Here is a 20500-nt window from a genome sequence, read left to right on the forward strand (position 1 = left end):
GGAAGCTTTCTGTCAGTTGAGCCCGTCGACGAGGGCGAACAGCTCCTCGTCGCTGGCGGTGTCGAGGTCGTCTTCGGGGGAGCCCGGTTCGCGCCCGGCCGTCTCCGCCGCGGTCAGCAGCTCCTTCAGGCGCGCGGTGATCCGGTCCCGCGCCGCCGTGTCGGCCACCTCGATGACCGCGTCCAGGCCGGAAAGCCCGGCCAGCACCGAGTCGGTGGCGGACGCCTCGCCGACGGCGAGCTCGTCACGCAGGTGCCGGGCGAGGGCCTGCGGGGTCGGGTGGTCGAACACGAGCGTCGCGGGCAGCTTGAGGCCGGTCGCGTCCCGCAGCCGGTTGCGCAGTTCCACCGACGTCAGCGAGTCGAAGCCGGAGTCCTTGAACGCCGTGTCCGCGCGGACGGCACCCGCGCCGGAGTGCCCGAGCACGACTGCGACCTGGGTGCGCACCACGTCCAGCAGCAGCGCCTCCTGCTGGGCCGGGGCGAGCTTGGCCAGCCGCCGGACGAGCCCGTCGTCGCCGCCGGCCGCCGCCTTGGCCTGCTGCCTGCCCACGCGGACCAGCCCGCGCAGCAGCGGCGGCACCGAGGTGCCCGTCGCCGCGTCGGCCCGGACCTCGCGCAGGTCCAGTTCCACCGGGACCAGCAGCGCCCGGCCCGAGACGAGGGCGGCGTCGAACAGCTCCATGCCGTCCTCGGCGCCGAGCCCGCCGACCCCGCCGCGGCCCTCGCGCCGGCTCATCCGGCTCAGGGTGAGGTCGTCGATGGTGTCGGCCATGCCGGTGAGTTCCTGCCACGGTCCCCAGGCCAGCGACTGCCCCGGCCGTCCCGCCGCGCGCCGCCGGGCCATCAGCCCGTCGAGGAACGCGTTCGCCGCCGCGTAGCCGCCGCTGCCCGCGCCCATGAAGATCGAGGAGGCGGACGAGTAGACGACGAAGGCGTCGAGGTCGAGGTCCCGGGTCAGCTCGTCCAGGTTGGTGGCCGCGCCGACCTTCGGGGCGAACACCTTGGCCAGCTTCTCCGGGGTGAGCGCCCCGACGACACCGGCGTCGAACACGCCCGCCGTGTGCACGACCGCGGTCGGCCGGTGCTCCTTGAGCAGGGACGCCGTCTGTTCGCGGTCGGAGACGTCGCAGGCGGCCACGGCCACCTCGGCGCCCAGCCCGGTGAGCTCGGCGACCAGCTCCGCGACCCCGCCGGCGTCCCGGCCCCGGCGGCTGGCGAGCACCAGGCGGCGCACGCCGTGCCGGGTGACCAGGTGCCGGGCCGCGAGCGCGCCGAGCGTCCCGGCGCCCGAGATCAGCACGGTCGAGCCGGGGCCGAACCCGGCGGGCGGGTCCCCCGCCGGGACGGCCACGCGGGCGAGGCGCGGGACGGAGAACGTCGTCCCGCGGACCGCGAGCTGCGGCTCGCCGGTCGCCAGGACCGCGCCCAGCACGGATTCCGGGCCTTCGCCATGCGCGGGATCGAGGTCGAGCAGCACGATCCGGTCCGGGTTCTCGGTCTGCGCGGCGCGCACCAGGCCCCACACCGCCGAGGCGGCCGGGTCGGTGACCACGCCGTCGCCGGCGGGCATCGCGCCCCGCGTGACGACGACCAGCCGCGACTCGTCCGCCTCGGCCGTCAGCCACGCCTGCACGACCGCCAGGACCCGCGAGGTCAGGGTCAGTGCGTCGCCCTCGCCGGACGCCGCCAGCACCACGGCCGCGGGCACGTCGGCCAGGGCCGTCACGTCGTCGGCGGTGGCCACCGCCACCCACGACGGCGCCGGGCCGGCGGCGACCGGCGGGAGCTCGGTCCAGGCCACCTCGTACAGCGAACCGGCCTGCGCCGGCTGCTCGGCGGACACTTCCCGCAGCACCAGGGAATCCATCGACAGCACCGGGCCGCCGGTCTCGTCGGCGGCCTCGACGGTCATCGACTCCGGACCGGCCACGAGCCGGACCCGCAGCGCCGCCGCACCCACGGCGTGCAGGGCGAACCCGGTCCACGCGAACGGCATCACCGACCGCGCGGATTCGCCGGCCGCGATGGTTCCGGTCTGCAGCGCGGCGTCGAGCAGCGCGGGGTGGAGGCCGTACGCGGCGGCGTCCTCGCGCATGTCCTCCGGGAGGGCGACTTCGGCGAAGACTTCCTCGCCGCGCTGCCACACCGACCGGACGCCCTGGAACGCGGGCCCGTAGGCATATCCGCGCTCGATCAGGCCGTCGTAGAAATCCCCGATCTCGACCGGCTTCGCCTCCGGCGGCGGCCACGCGGTGAAATCGAAGCCCGCGGCCTTCACGGGGTTCGCGGCCAGGACACCGGTCGCGTGCCGCGTCCACTCTTCGCCGCCGTCTTCGGGCTGGGAGTAGATCTCGACCGTGCGGGAGCCGTTCTCGCCGGGACCGCCGACCGCGACCTGGATCCGCACGCCGCCGTGTCCGGGGACGACGATCGGCGTCTGCGTCGCGAGTTCCTCCAGCACCGGGCAGCCGACCTCGTCGCCCGCGCGGACGGCCAGTTCCACCAGGCCGGTGCCCGGGAAGAGCACCACGCCGCCGATCGCGTGGTCGGCCAGCCACGGATGCGTCCGCAGCGACAGCAGCGACGTGAAGACGACGCCGTCCGACTGCGGCAGCCGGACCGCGGCGCTCAGCAGGGGGTGGTCCGCCTTCGCCTGGCCCAGCGCCGTCGCGTCGGACACGGACTCGGTGGCAGGCAGCCAGTAGTGCTGGTGGTCGAAGGCGTAGGTCGGCAGGTCGACCCGGGCGGGCGGCGCCATCGTGGCCCAGCCGACGGGAACCCCGCGGACGAACAGCTCGGCCATCGAAGTGAGCAGCCGCCGCAGGCCGCCGTCGTCACGCCGGAGAGTGCCGGTGACGACGGCTTCGGTGACCTCGCTGATCGGCTGCACCAGCACGGGGTGCGCGCTGACCTCGACGAACACGCCGTGCCCCTGCTCGATCAGAGCGGCGACAGCCGGGCCGAACCGGACCTGGTTGCGCAGGTTGCGGTACCAGTACCCGCCGTCCAGGACCCCGGCTTCGGTGATCCGCTCGCCAGTGACGGTCGAATGGAAGGGGATGGCCGGCGCCTGCGCGTCGATTCCGGCCAGCGTCTCGGCGAGGGTGTCCTCGATGTCTTCGACGTGCCGCGTGTGCGAGGCGTAGTCCACCGCGACCTGGCGGACCCGGACGCCGTCGCCGGCCAGCACTTCCAGGCATTCGTTGAGGGCCTGGGCGTCCCCGGCGATCACGACCGAGGCAGGTCCGTTGACCGCGGCCACCTCGATCCGGCCGTCCCACAGCGCCACCCGGGCGGCGGCTTCTTCTTCGCTCAACGCGACCGACGCCATCCCGCCCCGGCCGGACAGCCGAGCCGCGATGGCCTGGCTGCGCAGGGCCACCACCTTCGCCGCGTCCTCAAGGGACAGTGCACCCGACACGCAGGCCGCGGCGATCTCGCCCTGGGAGTGCCCGACGACGGCGCTCGGGCGGAGGCCCACCGACTGCCACACCGCGGCCAGCCCGACCATCACCGCGAAGCACGCGGGCTGCAGCACGTCGACCCGGTCCAGGTCACCCTCACCACGGAGGACGTCGAGCAGCGACCAGCCGGTCCACGGGTCCAGCGCGGCCGCGCATTCGGCGATCCGCGCGGCGAACACCGGCGACTCTTCCAGCAGGTCACGGCCCATCCCGGCCCACTGCGTCCCCTGCCCCGGGAACACCCACACGACCTTGCGCGGCGCACCCGCCCGGCCGGTGACCACCCCGGCCGTGTCTTCCCCGCGGGCCAGTGCCTTCAAGCCGGTCACGGCTTCTTCCCGCGACTCCGCCACCACGACGGCCCGCTCGTCCAGGACCGCCCGGCCCGCCACCGCCGCCCCGGCCACCGCCGCGAGCGGCTCCCCCGACTCCTCGAGGAACCCGGCCAGCCGAGCCGCCTGCCCCGCCAGCGACCCCGCACTGCGCGCCGAAACCACCAGCGGCACCGCAGACCCTCGTGAGTGATAAACAGTGTTAGAACCCTGTTTCTCACTCACGAGGTCTTCCGGGGCCTCCTCGATGATCAGGTGGGCGTTCGTGCCGCTGACGCCGAACGAGGACACGCCGGCCCGGCGCGGCCGCCCCGTCCGCGGCCAGTCCCGCGCGCTCGTCAACAGCTCGACCGCGCCCTCGGACCAGTCCACCGCCGAGCTGGGCGCGTCGACGTGCAGCGTGGCCGGGAGGACGCCGTGCCGCAGCGCCTGCACCATCTTGATCACGCTCGCGACCCCCGCCGCCGCCTGCGCGTGGCCGATGTTGGACTTCAGCGACCCGAGCCACAACGGCGTCTCCCGCTCCTGGCCGTAGGTGGCGAGCAGGGCCTGCGCCTCGATCGGATCACCCAGCGCGGTACCCGTGCCGTGCCCTTCGACGACGTCCACATCGGACGGTGCCAGCCCGGCGTTGGCCAGCGCGCTGTGGATGACCCGCTGCTGCGAGGGACCGTTCGGCGCGGTCAGGCCATTCGAGGCACCGTCCTGGTTGACGGCGGAACCCCGCAGGACCGCCAGCACGCGGTGCCCGCGTTCGCGCGCCACCGAAAGCCGTTCGAGGACCACCAGGCCGACGCCCTCGGCCATGCCCATCCCGTCCGCGCTGTCCGCGAACGCCTTGCACCGGCCATCCGCCGCCAGGCCGCGCTGCCGCGAGAACACGACGAAGGAGTTGGTGCTCGACATGACCATCGCGCCGCCCGCGAGAGCCATCGAGCAGTCGCCCTGCCGCAGCGCCTGCGCGGCCAGGTGCATCGTCACCAGCGACGACGAGCACGCCGTGTCGATCGTGACCGCCGGTCCCTCGAAGCCGAAGACGTAGGACAGCCGGCCCGACGCGACGCTCGACGCCACCCCGGTGCCCGCGAAGCTCTGCATCTCCGGCCCGATCGGCCCGGACCCGTACCCCTGCGGGGCCGCGCCGACGAACACGCCGACGTCGGCGCCCTTCAGCGTCGTCGGGTCGACGGCGGCGTTTTCGAACGCCTCCCACGAGGTTTCCAGCAGCAGCCGCTGCTGCGGGTCCATCGCCAGGGCTTCGCGCGGCGAGATCCCGAAGAATCCCGCGTCGAACAGCCCGGCGTCGTGCACGAAGCCGCCCTGGCTGACGTAGGAGGTGCCCGGGTGGTCCGGGTCGGGGTCGAACAGGGTGTCCAGGTCCCAGCCGCGGTCGGCGGGGAAGCCCGAGACCGCGTCGCCGCCTTCGGACACCAGCCGCCACAGGTCCTCGGGACCGCTGATGCCGCCGGGCAGCCGGCAGGCCATGCCGACGATGGCGATCGGCTCGCGGGACGCGCCTTCCAGGCGGCGGTTCGCCTTCTTCAGCGTGCCGACCTCTTCGAGGGACTTCCGCAGCGCCTCGACGACCTTTTCATACGACGCACTCACCACTTGCCCCAATCACTCGTCGCCGAAAGCCAGTTGCACGAGGTCGTCGACACCGAGGTCGGCGATCGACCGCTCCTCGCCCGCGTCCTCGGCCACGACGGACACCAGTTCGTGCCGCCGGCCGTTCCCGTTGTGCCCGTTGCTTTCCGGGACCAGCCGCGCGCCCAGATAACGGGCCACCGCGACGGGGTTCGGATAGTCGAAGACGAGCGTGGCGGGCAGTTTCAGCCCGGTCGCCTCGCGCAGCCGGTTGCGCAGTTCCACCGACGTCAGCGAGTCGAACCCGGTGTCCTTGAACGCCGTGTCCGGGCGCACCGCGTCCGGCCCGTCGTAGCCGAGCACCACCGCCACCTGGCCGCGGACCAGGTCGGCCAGCCGTTCCTCGCGGTCGGCCGGGTCGAGCCCGGCCAGCCGGGCGGCCAGTCCGATGTCCACAGTGGACACCGAGCGCGCCTGCGCCCGGCTCGGCCGGACCAGCCCGCGGAACAGGACGCCGACCGGACCTGACCGCAGGGCCGCCAGGTCGAGCTTGATCGGCACGAGCAGGGACTCGTCGGTCCGCAGCGCGAGGTCGAACAGCTCCAGGCCTTCGGCCCGGGTCAGTTCGAGCACGCCGTTGCGGCTCGCCCGGGCGTGGTCGATCTCGCTGAGGTGGGCGGCCATGCCGCTGCTGCGTTCCCAGAGACCCCAGGCCAGGGACAGGCCCGGCAGGCCCGCGGCGCGGCGGTTCGCCATCGCCGCGTCCAGGTAGGCGTTCGCCGCCGCGTACGGGCCCTGGCCGCCGCCGCCCATGACCCCGGCGACGGACGAGAACACGACGAACGCGCCGAGTTCACGGTCGCGGGTCAGCTCGTCGAGGTGGCGGACCGCGTCGACCTTCGCCGCGTACACGTGCGCCAGCTGCTTCGGGGTCAGCGCGTCGATCACGCCGTCCTCGAAGACGCCGGCGGTGTGCACCACCGCGCTCAGCTCCGGCAGGTCCGCGAGGAGCTTGGCCACCTGGTCGCGATCCGAGACGTCACAGGCCACGAAGGACACTTCCGCGTCGGCCAGCTCGCCGATCAGGTCCTGGGCGCCTTCGGCGGCCGGGCCCTGCCTGCTGGCCAGCACCAGGCGGCGCACGCCGTGCCGGGCGACCAGGTGCCGGGCAACCAGCGTGCCCAGTGAGCCGGCGCCCGAGATCAGCACCGTTCCATCCCGGTCGAACGCGGCTGGAGCAGCCGAGATCTGCGTGGCGCGGGCCAGCCGGGGCACGAGGAGCGCCGTCCCGCGGACCGCGAGCTGCGGCTCGCCGGAGGCCAGGACGGCGTCCAGCGGGATCTCGCCGTCGGTGTCCAGCAGGACGATCCGGTCGGGGTGTTCCGCCTGCGCGGACCGGACCAGGCCCCACACCGCGGCCGCGGCCGGGTCGGTCAGCGTGTGGTCGCCGCCGGCGGGCACCGCTCCGCGCGTGACGATGACCAAGCGTTCCCCTTCGGGTTCGGCCAGCCACGCCTGCAGCTTTTCCAGGACCCGCGCCGTCGCCGCCAGCGGGGACTCGCCCCCGGGAACCTCCAGGACCTCGGCGCCCTCCGCGGTGGCCGTCACCTGGCCGAGGGGAAGTTCGGTCCAGTCGACGCGGAACATCGCGTCGTGGCCCGCGTCGGCCGCGGCGCCCAGCTGCCCGATCGACACCGGCCGGGACACCAGCGATTCCATGGTCAGGACCAGCCCGCCGGTCTCGTCGGCGGCCTCGACGGACAGCGCGTCCGGGCCGCTCGGCGCCAGCCGGACCCGCAGGGCCGACGCGCCCGCGGCGTGCAGGACCAGGCCGTTCCACGCGAAGGCCAGTACCGGCTCGCCGGGCTCACCGCCGACGGTCGCGGCCTGCAAAGCCGCGTCGAGCAGCGCCGGGTGGACGCCGAACCGGCCCGCGTCCTTGGTCAGGTCCTCGGGGAGGGCGGCCTCGGCGAAGATCTCGCCGTCCCGCCGCCACACCGCACGCAGGCCCTGGAACGCCGGCCCGTAGCCGTACCCGCGTTCCTCCAGGTCGCGGTAGAACGTCTCGACGCCGACGCGCTCGGCGCCCGCGGGCGGCCAGGCGTGGAAGTCGAAGCCGGTGTCCGGGGCGGGGGCCGGCGACAGCAGGCCGGTGGCGTGCCGTGTCCACGACCCCGTGCCGCCGTCACGTTGGGAGTAGACGTTCACCGTGCGCGCGCCGGTGTCGTCCGGGCCGCCGAGCGCGACCTGCACCCGGACGCCGCCCTGGGCGGGCACGACCAGCGGGGCTTCGATGACCAGCTCGTCGAGCGTGGTGCAGCCGGCTTCGTCGCCGGCCCGCACGGCCAGTTCGGCCAGTCCGGAGCCGGGCAGGATGACCACGCCGCCGACCGCGTGATCGGCGAGCCACGGGTGCGTCCGCACCGACAGCCGCGAGGTGAAGACCAGGCCGTCGGACTGTGGCAGCTCGACGACCGCGCCCAGCAGCGGGTGGTCGGCCGCGGCCTGGCCCAGCGAGGCCGCGTCGGTCGCGGACTCGGCGGGCTGCAGCCAGTAGTGCCGGTGGTCGAAGGCGTACTTCGGCAGGTCCACCCGGCCCGCCTGCGGCAGGAGGGCGGTCCAGTCGAGCGGGACACCCCGCACGAACAGCTCGGCCATCGAGGTCAGCAGGCGGCGGACGCCACCGTCGTCCCGCCGCAGCGAACCGGCCACGACGGCGTCGTCGCTGATCTCGCTCAGCGGCTGGACCAGCACCGGGTGCGCGCTGACCTCGACGAACACGCCGTGGCCCTGGCGGACGAGGTCCGCCACCGCCGGGCCGAACCCGACCTGGTTGCGCAGGTTCCGGTACCAGTAACCGCCGTCGACGACCCCGGCGCCGGTGACCCACTCACCGTCCACTGTGGAGTAGAACGGCACCGCCGGTGCCTGCGCCTCGATCCCGGCGAGGGTTTCGGCCAGCAGTTCTTCGATGGCTTCGACCTGGTTGGTGTGGGAGCCGTAGTCCACGGCCACCCGCCGGACGCGGACGCCGTCGGCCGTCCACGCGCCGACCACCTCGTCGAGGGCCCGGGCCTCCCCGGCGATCACCACGGACGTCGGGCTGTTGACCGCGGCCACCTGGACCCGGTCGGCCCACGGCACCAGCCGTGCGGTCGCGTCTTCTTCGCTCAGCGCGACCGAGGCCATGCCGCCGCGGCCGGCCAGCCGGGTGCCGATCGCCTGGCTGCGCAGGGCCACCACCTTCGCCGCGTCCTGCAGCGACAACGCCCCCGACACGCAGGCGGCGGCGATCTCGCCCTGCGAGTGCCCCACCACGGCGTCCGGCCGGACGCCCACCGACTGCCATACCGCGGCGAGACCGACCATCACCGCGAAACTCGCGGGTTGCACGACGTCGACCCGGTCCAAGTCACCTTCGCCACGCAGCACGTCGAGCAGCGACCAGTCGACCCACGGTTCCAGCGCGGCCGCGCATTCGGCGACCCGCTCGGCGAACACCGGCGAGGACTCCAGCAGCTCCCGGCCCATCCCGGCCCACTGCGAGCCCTGGCCCGGGAACACCCAGACGAGCTTGCCCGGCGAGCCGGCCCGGCCGGTGACCACCGCGGCGGTGTCTTCCCCGCGGGCCAACACTTCCAGGCCGGTCACGGCTTCTTCACGGGAGCCCGCGACGACCACCGCCCGCTCGGTCAGCGCGGCGCGGTTCGCCACCAGCGCGCGGGCCACCCCGGCCAGCGGCGCGTCACCCGCGACGACGTCGGCGAGGCGGCCGGCCTGACCGGCCAGCGAAGCCGTGCTCCGCGCGGAAACCACGACCGGCACCACGGGAACCTCGGGCGTCGGCACCGGCTCTTCGGCGGGTGCCTCCTCCAGGATGAGGTGCGCGTTCGTGCCGCTGACGCCGAACGCGGACACCCCGGCCCGGCGCGGGCGGCCGTTGCGCGGCCACGCGCGGGCCTCCGTCAGCAGTTCGACGGCACCGGCGGACCAGTCCACCTCGGGAGTCGGCTGGTCGACGTGCAGCGTCGGCGGCAGGACCTCGTGCCGCAGCGCCTGGACCATCTTGATCACCCCCGCGACCCCCGCCGCGGCCTGCGCGTGACCGATGTTCGACTTCAGCGACCCGAGCCACAACGGCGTCTCGCGGTTCTTGCCGTAGGTGGCGATCAGGGCCTGGGCCTCGATCGGGTCACCCAGGGTGGTCCCGGTGCCGTGGCCCTCGACGACGTCCACATCGGACGGTGCCAGCCCGGCGCTGGCCAAGGCCCGCCGGATGACCCGCTGCTGCGAGGGGCCGTTCGGGGCGGTCAGTCCGTTGGACGCGCCGTCCTGGTTGACCGCGCTGCCGCTCAGCACGGCCAGGATCCGGTGCCCGCGCTCGCGCGCCACCGACAGCCGCTCCAGCACGACCACGCCGACACCTTCGGCCCAGCCGGTGCCGTCGGCCGCGGCGGCGAACGCCTTGCAGCGGCCGTCGACGGCGAGGCCGCGCTGCCGGGAGAACTCCACGAACGCGCCGGGGTTCGCCATCACGGTCGCGCCGCCGGCCAGCGCCATCGAGCACTCGCCCTGGCGCAGCGACTGGGCGGCGAGGTGCATCGCGACCAGCGAAGACGAGCACGCCGAGTCGATCGTCACCGCCGGGCCTTCGAACCCGAACACGTACGACACGCGGCCGGACGCCACGCTCGACGACCCGCCGGTGCCGGCGAAGCCCTCCAGCTCCGGCGTGACGACGCTGTCGCCCGGGGCGACATAGCCCTGGCCGAACATGCCGGTGAACACCCCGACGTCGGTGCCCTTCAGGCCGAGCGGGTCGACGCCGGCGTCTTCCATGGCTTCCCAGGACGCCTCCAGCAGCAGCCGCTGCTGCGGGTCCATGGCGACGGCCTCGCGCGGCGAGATGCCGAAGAAGCCCGCGTCGAAGAGGCCGGCCTCGTGCAGGAAGCCGCCGTGCCGCGTGTACGTCTTGCCCGGGCGGGCCGGGTCGGGGTCGTAGATGCTTTCGAGGTCCCAGCCGCGGTCGGTGGGGAAGCCCGAGACGGCGTCCCGCCGTTCGGACACCAGCCGCCACAGGTCGTCGGGGCCGGTGACCCCGCCGGGCAGGCGGCAGGCCATGCCGACGATGGCGATCGGCTCGCCGAGGTCGGCCTGCGCGGCCGTCGTGGTCACCGGTGTTTCCGCCGCACCGCCGAGTTCTTCGCGCAGGAACCGGGCCAGTGCCTGGGGGTTCGGGTAGTCGAAGACCAGCGTCGCGGGCAGCTTCAGCCCGGTGGCGGTCCGCATCCGGTTGCGCAGCTCGACCGCGGTCAGCGAGTCGAACCCGGCGTCCTTGAACGCCGTGTCGACGCGGACGGCGCTCGCGTCGGCGTGCCCGAGCACGGCCGCCACCTGGGCCCGGACCAGGTCCAGGAGCAGGGTGAGCTGGTCCGCCGGGGTCAGCCCGGCCAGCCGTCCGGCGAGTCCGCCGTCCACAGTGGACGCCGTGCGCGCCTGGGCCCGGCCCGCCCGGACCAGGCCGCGCAGCATGTGCGGCACGGTCCCGCCGGCGCGCAGGTCCAGCTTCGCGGGCACCAGCAGCGGCTCGCTCGAGCCGAGGGCGGCGTCGAACAGGTCCATGCCCTCGTCCTGCGTCATGATCTGCAGGCCGCCGCGGCGGCTCATCCGGGCGCGGGTGGCCTCGTCGGTGTTGGCCGCCATGCCGGTGCTCTGCTCCCACAGGCCCCACGCCAGCGACAGGCCCGGCAGGCCCGCCGCCCGGCGGTTCGCCATCAGGCCGTCCAGGAAGGCGTTCGCGGCGGCGTAGCTGCCGCTGCCCGCGCCCATGAACACCGCGGACACCGAGGAGTAGACGACGAAGGCGTCGAGTTCCCGGTCGCGAGTGAGCTCGTCCAGGTGCCGGACCGCATCGACCTTCGGCGCGAACACCCTGGCCAGCCGCTCGCGGTCGAGCGTCCCGATGACGCCCGCGTCGAGGACACCGGCGGTGTGCACCACGGCGGTCGGCCGGTGCTCGTCGAGCAGAGCGGCCACCTGAGCGCGGTCGGAGACGTCGCACGCCACCACCGACACTTCCGCGTCCAGCTCGGCGACCAGGTCGGCCACGCCGTCGGCGTCCGGGCCGCGCCGGGACGCCAGCACCAGCTTCCGCACGCCGTGGCGTTCGACCAGGCGCCGGGCCACCAGGCCACCGAGGGCACCGGCGCCCGAGATCAGGACCGTCCCGTCCGGGCGGAACACGGCGTCCCCGGTCTGCTCCGCCCGGGCGATGCGGGGCACGGAGAACTTCCCGCCGCGCAGGGCGAGCTGGGGCTCGCCGGCGGCGAGGACCGCGCCGAGCGGCACCTCGCCGTCGGTGTCGAGCAGCACGATCCGGTCGGGGTTCTCCGCCTGGGCGGCCCGCACCAGGCCCCACACGGCGGCGCCGGCGGGGTCGGTCACGTCGCGGACGGCCCCGCGGGTCACCACGACCAGCCGGGCCTCTTCAGCTGCGTCGGCGAGCCAGGTCTGCACGGCTTCCAGCACCCGCGCGGTCAGGTCCAGAGGCTCTTCGCCGAACGCCTCGATGACCTCGACGTGATCCGGCACCGGACCGTCCGGAATGGACACTTCGGTCCAGTCGACCCGGTACAGCGATCCGGCGCCGGTTTTCCCGGCCGAGAGTTCCCGGCCCGCCACCGAATCCGCGGTCAGCACCAGGCCGCCGGTTTCGTCCGCCGCCTGGAGGGCACCGCCGGGCACCAGGCGCACCCGCAGCGCCGAGGCACCCGAGGCGTGCAGGACCAGGTTGTGCCACTCCGCCGGCTGCTCGTCGTCCGCGAGGGCCGGGCGCAAAGCCGCGTCCAGCAGCACGGGGTGGAGGCCGAACGCGCCGGCGTCGAGCTCCCCGGGCAGCGCGACCTCGGCGAAGATTTCCTCGCCGCGCCGCCAGCAGCCGTCGGCCTCCTGCGCCCCGGCGGGCGGCCAGGTGGTGAAGTCGAACGGCTCGGGCGCCGGAGCCGTGGCGGAAAGGTGCCCGGTGGCGTTCCGGATCCAGTCTTCGGCGCCTTCGAGCTGCGAATACACCTCGACCGTGCGCTCGCCACCCACGACCACCTGGACACGCAGGCCACCGCTCTCCGGCAGCACCAGCAGCTTTTCGACGGTCAGGTCGGCGAGGACCGGGCACCCGGCTTCGTCACCGGCCCGCACGGCCAGCTCCACCAGGGCGGCGGCCGGGACGCCGTCGGCGAGCCACGGGTGCGTCCGCACCGACAGCCGAGAGGTGAAGATCAGGCCGTCGGACTGCGGCAGCGGCACGACCGCGCCCAGCAGCGGGTGGTCCGCGCCGGCCAGGCCGAGCGCGGGCGCGTCGGCCGCGGCGGGCGGGCTGAGCCAGAAGTGCTGGTGGTCGAAGGCGTACGTCGGCAGCTCGACGCGCGCGGGCGGCGCCATGGTGGTCCAGTCGACCGGAACGCCCCGGACGAACAGTTCGGCCATCGAGGTCAGGAGCCGCCGCAGCCCGCCGTCGTCGCGCCGCAGGGTCCCGGTGACGACCGCGTCGGCGAGCTCGCTGAGCGGCTGGACCAGGACAGGGTGGGCGCTGACCTCGACGAACACGCCGTGGCCCTGCTCGGTCAGCGCGGCGACGGCCGGGCCGAACCCGACCTGGTTGCGCAGGTTCCGGTACCAGTACCCGCCGTCCAGCACCCCGGCTTCGGTGATCCACTCGCCGGTGACCGTCGAGTAGAACGGCACCACCGGGGCCTGCGCGGTGATCCCGGACAGAGTCTCGGCGAGCGTGTCGCGGATGTCCTCGACGTGCCGGGTGTGGGACGCGTAGTCCACGGCCACCCGCCGTGCGGACAGCGCCTCGACGGCCTCCGTCAGCGCTTCGGCGTCGCCCGCGATCACCACCGACGACGGGCCGTTGACCGCGGCGATCTCGACACGGCCCGCCCACGGCGCCAGCCGGGCGGCGACCTCGTCGTGGCTCAGCTGGACCGACGCCATGCCACCGCGTCCGGACAGCTGCGCCGCGATGGCCTGGCTCCGCAGTGCGACCACCTTGGCCGCGTCCTCGAGGGACAGTGCCCCCGACACGCAGGCCGCGGCGATCTCGCCCTGGGAGTGCCCCAGCACCGCGTCCGGCACGACGCCGGCCGAGGCCCAGACCGCGGCCAGCCCCACCATCACCGCGAAACACGCCGGCTGCAGCACGTCGACCCGATCCAGGTCGCCTTCGCCGCGCAGGACGTCCAGCAGGGACCAGTCGATCCACGGCTGCAGCGCGGCCGCGCACTCCTCGATCCGCTCGGCGAACACCGGGGAGGCGTCCAGCAGCTCCCGGCCCATGCCCGCCCACTGCGTCCCCTGGCCGGGGAACACCCAGACGGTCTTGCCCGGCATCCCGGCCGTGCCGGTCACCAGGCCGGGCGCGCTCTCGCCGTGGGCCAGTGCGGTCAGCCCGGCCCGGGCTTCCTCGGCCGAGCCGGCCACGACGACGGCCCGGTCGGTCAGGGTCGCCCGGGTCGACAGCAGGGCGCCCGCCACGCGGGTCAGCGGGACGTCGCCGTCGAGGAACTCCGCCAGCCGCGTGGCCTGGCCCGCCAGGGATCCGGCGCTGCGCGCGGACACCACCACGGGCACCACGCCGTCGGGCACGTCCGCCTCGGGCGCGTCGCCGGCGGGGGCCTCTTCGAGGATGAGGTGCGCGTTGGTGCCGCTGATGCCGAACGACGAGACGCCGGCCCGGCGCGGGTGGCCGTTGCGCGCCCACTCGCGGCCCTCGGTCAGCAGCTCGACCGCGCCCGCGGACCAGTCCACCTGCTTGGTGGGTTCCTGCACGTGGAGGGTTGGCGGCAGGGCGTCGTGGCGCAGCGCCTGGACCATCTTGATGACGGCGGCGACGCCCGCGGCGGCCTGGGTGTGCCCGATGTTCGACTTCAGCGACCCGAGCCACAACGGCGTCTCGCGGTTCTTGCCGTAGGTGGCCAGCAGGGCCTGGGCCTCGATCGGGTCACCCAGCGCAGTGCCGGTGCCGTGCGCCTCCACGGCGTCCACATCGGACGGTTGCAGGCCGGCCGCGGCGAGCGCGCTGCGGATCACCCGCTGCTGCGACGGCCCGTTCGGCGCGGTCAGGCCGTTCGACGCGCCGTCCTGGTTCACCGCGCTGCCGCGGAGCACGGCGAGCACCCGGTGCCCGCGCTCGCGGGCCACGGAAAGCCGTTCGAGGACGACGATGCCGACGCCCTCGGACAGGACCGTGCCGTCCGCGCCTTCCGCGAACGCCTTGACCCGGCCGTCTTCGGCCATGCCGCGCTGTCGGGACATGCCGATGACCCCGATCGGCGAGCCCATCACGGCGACGCCGCCGGCGAGCGCCATCGTGCACTCCCCCTGGCGAAGGGCCTGTGCCGCGAGGTGGATCGCGACCAGCGACGACGAACACGCCGTGTCGACGGTGACCGCCGGGCCCTCGAAGCCGAAGGTGTAGGACACGCGGCCCGAGGCGACGCTGCCCGCGGTGGCCGTGGTGACGAACCCTTCGAGTTCCGCGGGCATGTTGCTCAGGGACTCGAGGTAGTCGTGGATGGAGACACCGGAGAAGACGCCGACGGCGTCGCCGCGGGCCTTCGCCGGGTCGATGCCCGCGCGCTCCAGGGCTTCCCAGGACGCTTCCAGCAGGAGCCGCTGCTGTGGGTCCATGGCCAGGGCTTCACGCGGCGAGATCCCGAAGAAGCCGGGGTCGAACAGCGCGGCCTCGTGCAGGAAGCCGCCCTGGCGGATGTACGCCGTGCCGGGGCGTTCCGGGTCGGAGTCGAACAGGCCCTCGAGGTCCCAGCCGCGGTCTTCGGGGAAGGCCGACATCCCGTCGCGGCCTTCGGCGACCATCCGCCACAGGTCTTCCGGGCTCATGACCCCGCCCGGCAGGCGGCAGGCCATGCCGACGATGGCGATCGGCTCGCCCGCGTCCGCGGCGGTCACGACCGGCGCGGCCGGCGTGCCGGACACCGTTTCGCCCAGCTCCTCGCGCAGGTGCCGGGCGAGCGCGACCGGCGTCGGGTAGTCGAAGACCAGCGTGGCGGGCAGCTTGACACTCGTCGCCGCGCTGAGCCGGTTGCGCAGCTCGACCGCGGTCAGGGAGTCGAAGCCGAGGTCGCTGAACCCCTTGGTGCCCTGGGCCAGCTCGGGGGCGGTGAAGCCGAGCACCGCGGCCGCCTCGGCCTGGACGATGCCGAGCAGGACGGCTTCCTGCTCCTCGACGGGCTTGCCGGCGAGCTTGTGGACCAGGCCGCCGCCGCTCGCGGCGGCCGTCCGCGCGACCCGGCGGCTCGCGCGGACCAGGCCGCGCAGCAGGTGCGGGACCTCCCCACCGCTGCGCAGGGTCTTCAGGTCGAGCTTGATCGGGACGAGCAGCGGCTGCTCGACGGCCAGCCCGATGTCGAAGCTGGCCAGGGCCTCGGCGGGCGACATGGCGAGCACGCCGCCGCGGCTCATCCGGGCCTGGTCGGTCGCGCTGAGGTGGGCGGTCAGGCCGTCGGCCTGCTCCCAGAGGCCCCACGCCAGCGACACGCCCGGCAGGCCCGCCGCGCGGCGCTCGGTCATGAGGCCGTCGAGGAAGGCGTTGGCGGCCGCGTAGTTGCCCTGCCCGGCCGAGCCCATCAGCGCGGCCGCGGACGAGAACACGACGAAGGCGTCCAGGTCGCTGTCCCGGGTCAGCTCGTCCAGGTGCCGGACCGCGTCGACCTTGGGCGCGAACACACCCGCCAGCCGCTCGCGGTTCAGGGCTCCGATGACGCCGTCGTCCAGCAGACCGGCCAGGTGCACGATGCCGGTCGGCCGGTGCTCGGCCAGCAGCGCGGCCACCTGCTCGCGGTCGGAGACGTCGCAGGCCACCACGGCCACGTCCGCACCCTGCCCGGTCAGCTCCGCCAGGAGGTCTTCAGCAGCCACCCCTCGACGGCTCGCGAGCACCAGGCGCCGGACGCCGTGCCGGGCGACCAGGTGCTGGGCCACCAGACCCCCCAGCGAGCCGGTGCCGCCGGTGAGCAGCACCGTCCCTTCCGGACTGAACACCGCCTCCGGCGCTTCGCCGGTCGCGCGAGCCAGCCGCGGCACGGAGAAAGCGTTGCCGCGCAAGGCGAGTTGCGGCTCACCGGTAGCCAGCACCACACCCAGCGGGAGCTCGCCGTCGGTGTCGGCCAGGATGATCCGGCCCGGGTTCTCCGCCTGCGCAGCGCGCACCAGGCCCCACACAGCGGCGCCGGCCGGGTCGGTCACCTCGCGGACGGCGCCGCGGGTCACCACGACGAGCCGGGCTTCGTCAGCCGCGTCGGAAAGCCAGGTCTGCACGCTTTCCAGCACCCGGCTGGTCAGTTCCAGGGGTTCCCCGCCGACGGCTTCGAGCACCTCGACGTGGTCCGTGGGCACGCTTTCGGGCGCGGGAATCTCGGTCCAGTCCACCTGGAACAGCGAGTCCCGCTCGTCGCCCGCCGCCGTCTCCAGCTGCTCGGCGGAGACCTCGCGGGACACCAGCGAATCCATGGTGACGACCAGGCCGCCGGTCTCGTCGGCGGCCTGGAACGTCAGCGCGTCCGGCCCGCCCGGCGCGACCCGCACCCGCAGCGCGGACGCGCCGACGGCGTGCAGGACCAGGCCGTTCCACGCGAACGGCAGCACACTGCGCTCGTCGCCGGGGTTGGCGAAGGCGTTCGTGTGCAGGGCCGCGTCCAGCAGCGCCGGGTGGAGGCCGAACTTGCCGGCGTCCTGGCGGTGGTCGCCGGGCAGCGCGACCTCGGCGAAGACCTCTTCACCACGCCGCCACACCGCCCGCATGCCCTGGAACGCGCCGCTGTAGGCGTACCCGCGCTCGACGAGGTCGGAGTAGAAGTTCTCGACGTCGATCGGCTCGGCCCCGGCGGGCGGCCAGGCGGCGAAGTCGAAGCGGTCCGGTTCCCGGGACGCCGACGCCCCGAGGAGGCCGGTGGCGTGCCGGGTCCAGTCGTCGCCGTCTTCCCGCATGGAGAAGACGTCGACCGCGCGCGAGCCGGTTTCGTTCGGGCCGCTCACCGCGACCTGCACGCGGACGCCGCCGCGCTCGGCCAGCACCAGCGGCGCCTCGATGACGAGCTCTTCCAGGACGCCGAAGCCGAGTTCGTCGCCGGCGCGCAGCGCGAGGTCGACGTAGACCGTGCCGGGGATGAGGACGACCCCGCCGATCGCGTGCCCGGCGAGCCACGGGTGCGACTGCAGCGACAGCCGGGAGGTGAAGACCAGCCCGTCGGACTGCGGCAGCGGGACGACCGCGCCCAGCAGCGGATGGTCGGCGCCGGCGAGGCCGAGCGACACGGCGTCCTTCGCCGACTCGCCGAGCTGCAGCCAGTAGTGCTGGTGGTCGAAGGCGTAGGTCGGCAGGTCGGCCCGCCGGAACGGCGGCAGGACGCCGGTCCAGTCCACGGTCACGCCGCGCACGAACAGTTCGGCCGCCGAGGCCAGCAGGCGCCGGAGGCCGCCGTCCTCCCGCCGCAGGGTCCCGGTGACGACGGCTTCGGCGCCGTCGACGAGCTCGCTGATCGGCTGGACCAGCACGGGATGGGCGCTGACCTCGACGAACACCCGGTGGCCCTGCTCGATCAGCTCGGCCACCGCCGGGCCGAACCGGACCTGGCGACGCAGGTTGCGGTACCAGTAGCCGCCGTCCAGCACACCGGTGTCTTCGACCCAGCCGCCGGTGACGGTCGAGTAGAACGGCACTTCCGGGGCCTGCGCGCGGATCCCGCCGAGCATCTCGGCCAGTGCGTCGCGGGCGGCTTCGACGTGCCGGGTGTGGGACGCGTAGTCCACCGCGACCCGCCGGATCCGGACGCCCTGGTCGTCGAGCGCGTCGAGGGCCTCGTCCAGTGCTTCGGCGTCCCCGGCGATGACCACCGACCGGGGCCCGTTGACGGCCGCGACCTCGACGCGGCCCGCCCACGGTTCGATCCGCGCGGCCGCGTCTTCTTCGCTCAACGCCACGGAGGCCATGCCGCCACGCCCGGCCAGCTGGGCGGCGATCGCCTGGCTGCGCAGGGCCACCACCTTCGCGGCGTCGTCCAGGGACAGCGCGCCCGACACGCACGCGGCGGCGATCTCGCCCTGCGAGTGGCCCACGACGGCCTCCGGCTCGACGCCGAGCGAAGCCCACACCGCCGCGAGCCCGACCATCACGGCGAAGCTCGCCGGCTGCACGACGTCGACGCGGTCGAGGAGGTCGGCTTCGCCGCGCAGGACGTCGGTCAGCGACCAGTCGACCCACCGCCCGAGCGCGGTCTCGCACTCGGCGATCCGCGCGGCGAACACCTCCGAGGCTTCGAGCAGCTCCCGGCCCATGCCGGCCCACTGCGTCCCCTGCCCGGGGAACACCCACACGACCTTGCCCGGCGCACCCGACCCGCGACCGGTGAGCACGCCAGGCGCACTCTCACCGCGGGCCACCGCCTGCAGCCCGGCCACGGCTTCGTCACTCGACCCGGCCACGACGACCGCGCGCTCGCTGAGCACCGCGCGTCCGGACACCAGCGTCCCGGCCATATCCGCCAGGGAAACGTCCCCGACCTCGGCCAGCCGCCCGGCCTGAGCCGCCAGCGAACCGGCAGTAGCGGCCGTCACCACGAGCGGCACCACGGGCTGTCGTGAGTGAGAAACAGGGTTAGAACCCTGTTTCTCACTCACGAGGTCGTCGGGGGCTTCCTCCAGGATCAGGTGGGCGTTGGTGCCGCTGGCGCCGAACGAGGAGATGCCGCCGCGGCGCGGGTGGTCGCCCCGCGGCCACTCCCGGCTCTCGGTCAGCAGCTCGATGGCCCCGGCCGACCAGTCGACCTGCGGGGTGGGTGCGTCGACGTGCAGGGTGGCCGGGAGCTTCCCGTGCCGCATCGACTGCACCATCTTGATCACGCCGGCCACGCCGGACGCGCCCTGCGTGTGCCCGACGACGGACTTCACCGAGCCGAGCAGCAGCGGCTGCCGCGGGTCGCGGCCCTGGCCGTAGGTGGCCAGCAGGGCCTGCACCTCGATCGGGTCGCCGAGGACCGTGCCGGTGCCGTGCCCCTCCACCGTGTCCACATCGGACGGTGCCAGTCCGGCGCCGGCGAGGGCCTTGCGGATGACCCGCTGCTGCGCCGGGCCGTTCGGGGCGGTGAGGCCGTTGGAGGCGCCGTCCTGGTTGACGGCGCTGCCGCGGATCACGGCGAGGACCTGGTGCCCGCGCTCGCGGGCCACCGACAGCCGCTCCAGCAGCAGCACGCCGACGCCCTCGGCCCAGCCGGAGCCGTCGGCGGCCGCGGCGTAGGACTTGCAGCGCCCGTCGAAGGCCAGCGCCCGCTGCCGCGCGAAGCCGACGAACCCGCCCGGCGTGGCCATCACGGTCGAGCCGCCGGCCAGCGCCATCGAGCACTCACCGCGCCGGAGTGCCTGCGACGCCAGGTGAATCGCCACGAGCGAGGACGAGCACATCGTGTCGACGGTGACGGCGGGGCCTTCGAGGCCGAGCGTGTAGGCGACCCGGCCGGACGCGACGCCGCCCGCGGTGCCCAGCGCGCGTTCCAGGCTCATGAAGCCTTCGAAGCCGCTGAGGTCGGGGGCGTAGTCCTGGTGCACGACGCCGGCGTAGACGCCGATGTCGCTGCCGCGCACCGAATGCGGGTCGATGCCCGCGCGCTCCAGGGTCTCCCAGGACACCTCCAGGAGCTGCCGCTGCTGCGGGTCCATGGCGAGGGCCTCGCGCGGCGAGATGCCGAAAAAGGCCGCGTCGAACTGGGCGGCGTCGTGCAGGAAGGCACCCTCCCGCACGTACGTCGTGCCGGGGTGGTCGGGGTCCGGGTGGTAGAGGCCCTCGATGTCCCAGCCGCGGTCGGTGGGAAAGCCGGTGTAGACGTCGGCGCCTTCGGACACGACCCGCCAGAAGTCCTCCGGGCCGCGGATCCCGCCGGCGTAGCGGCAGGCCATGGAGACGATCGCGATGGGCTCCGCGGCGGCCGCGGTGAGCGCGGCGTTCTCCTGCTGGAGGCGGACGTTCTCCTTCAGCGAGGCGCGCAGTGCGTCAACGATCTGCTCGTTCGGCGCGGACATGTTCTTCCTCCACGATTCGTTCGCC

At 74.3% G+C, this 20500-nt stretch carries 2 protein-coding genes; both read right to left on the minus strand.

All coding sequences use genetic code 11. The features are described from left to right. Positions 1-12: 12 nt before the first annotated feature. Positions 13-5409, minus strand: a complete 5397-nt coding sequence (locus AB0J55_RS41755) for a type I polyketide synthase (protein WP_364262292.1) — start codon at positions 5407-5409, stop codon at positions 13-15. A 9-nt stretch (positions 5410-5418) separates the two neighbouring features. Then, a complete protein-coding gene (locus AB0J55_RS41760; RefSeq protein ID WP_364262295.1) occupies positions 5419-20475 on the minus strand; it encodes a type I polyketide synthase in 15057 nt (5018 codons plus the stop codon). Positions 20476-20500 lie beyond the last annotated feature (25 nt).

It is taken from the genome of Amycolatopsis sp. NPDC049688 (assembly GCF_040674975.1).
GTDB lineage: Bacteria > Actinomycetota > Actinomycetes > Mycobacteriales > Pseudonocardiaceae > Amycolatopsis.

Coding starts and splice junctions, on each gene's coding strand:
- AB0J55_RS41760 (WP_364262295.1), bottom strand. CDS start 20,475: ATGTCCGCGCCGAACGAGCAGATCGTTGACGCACTGCGCGCCTCGCTG.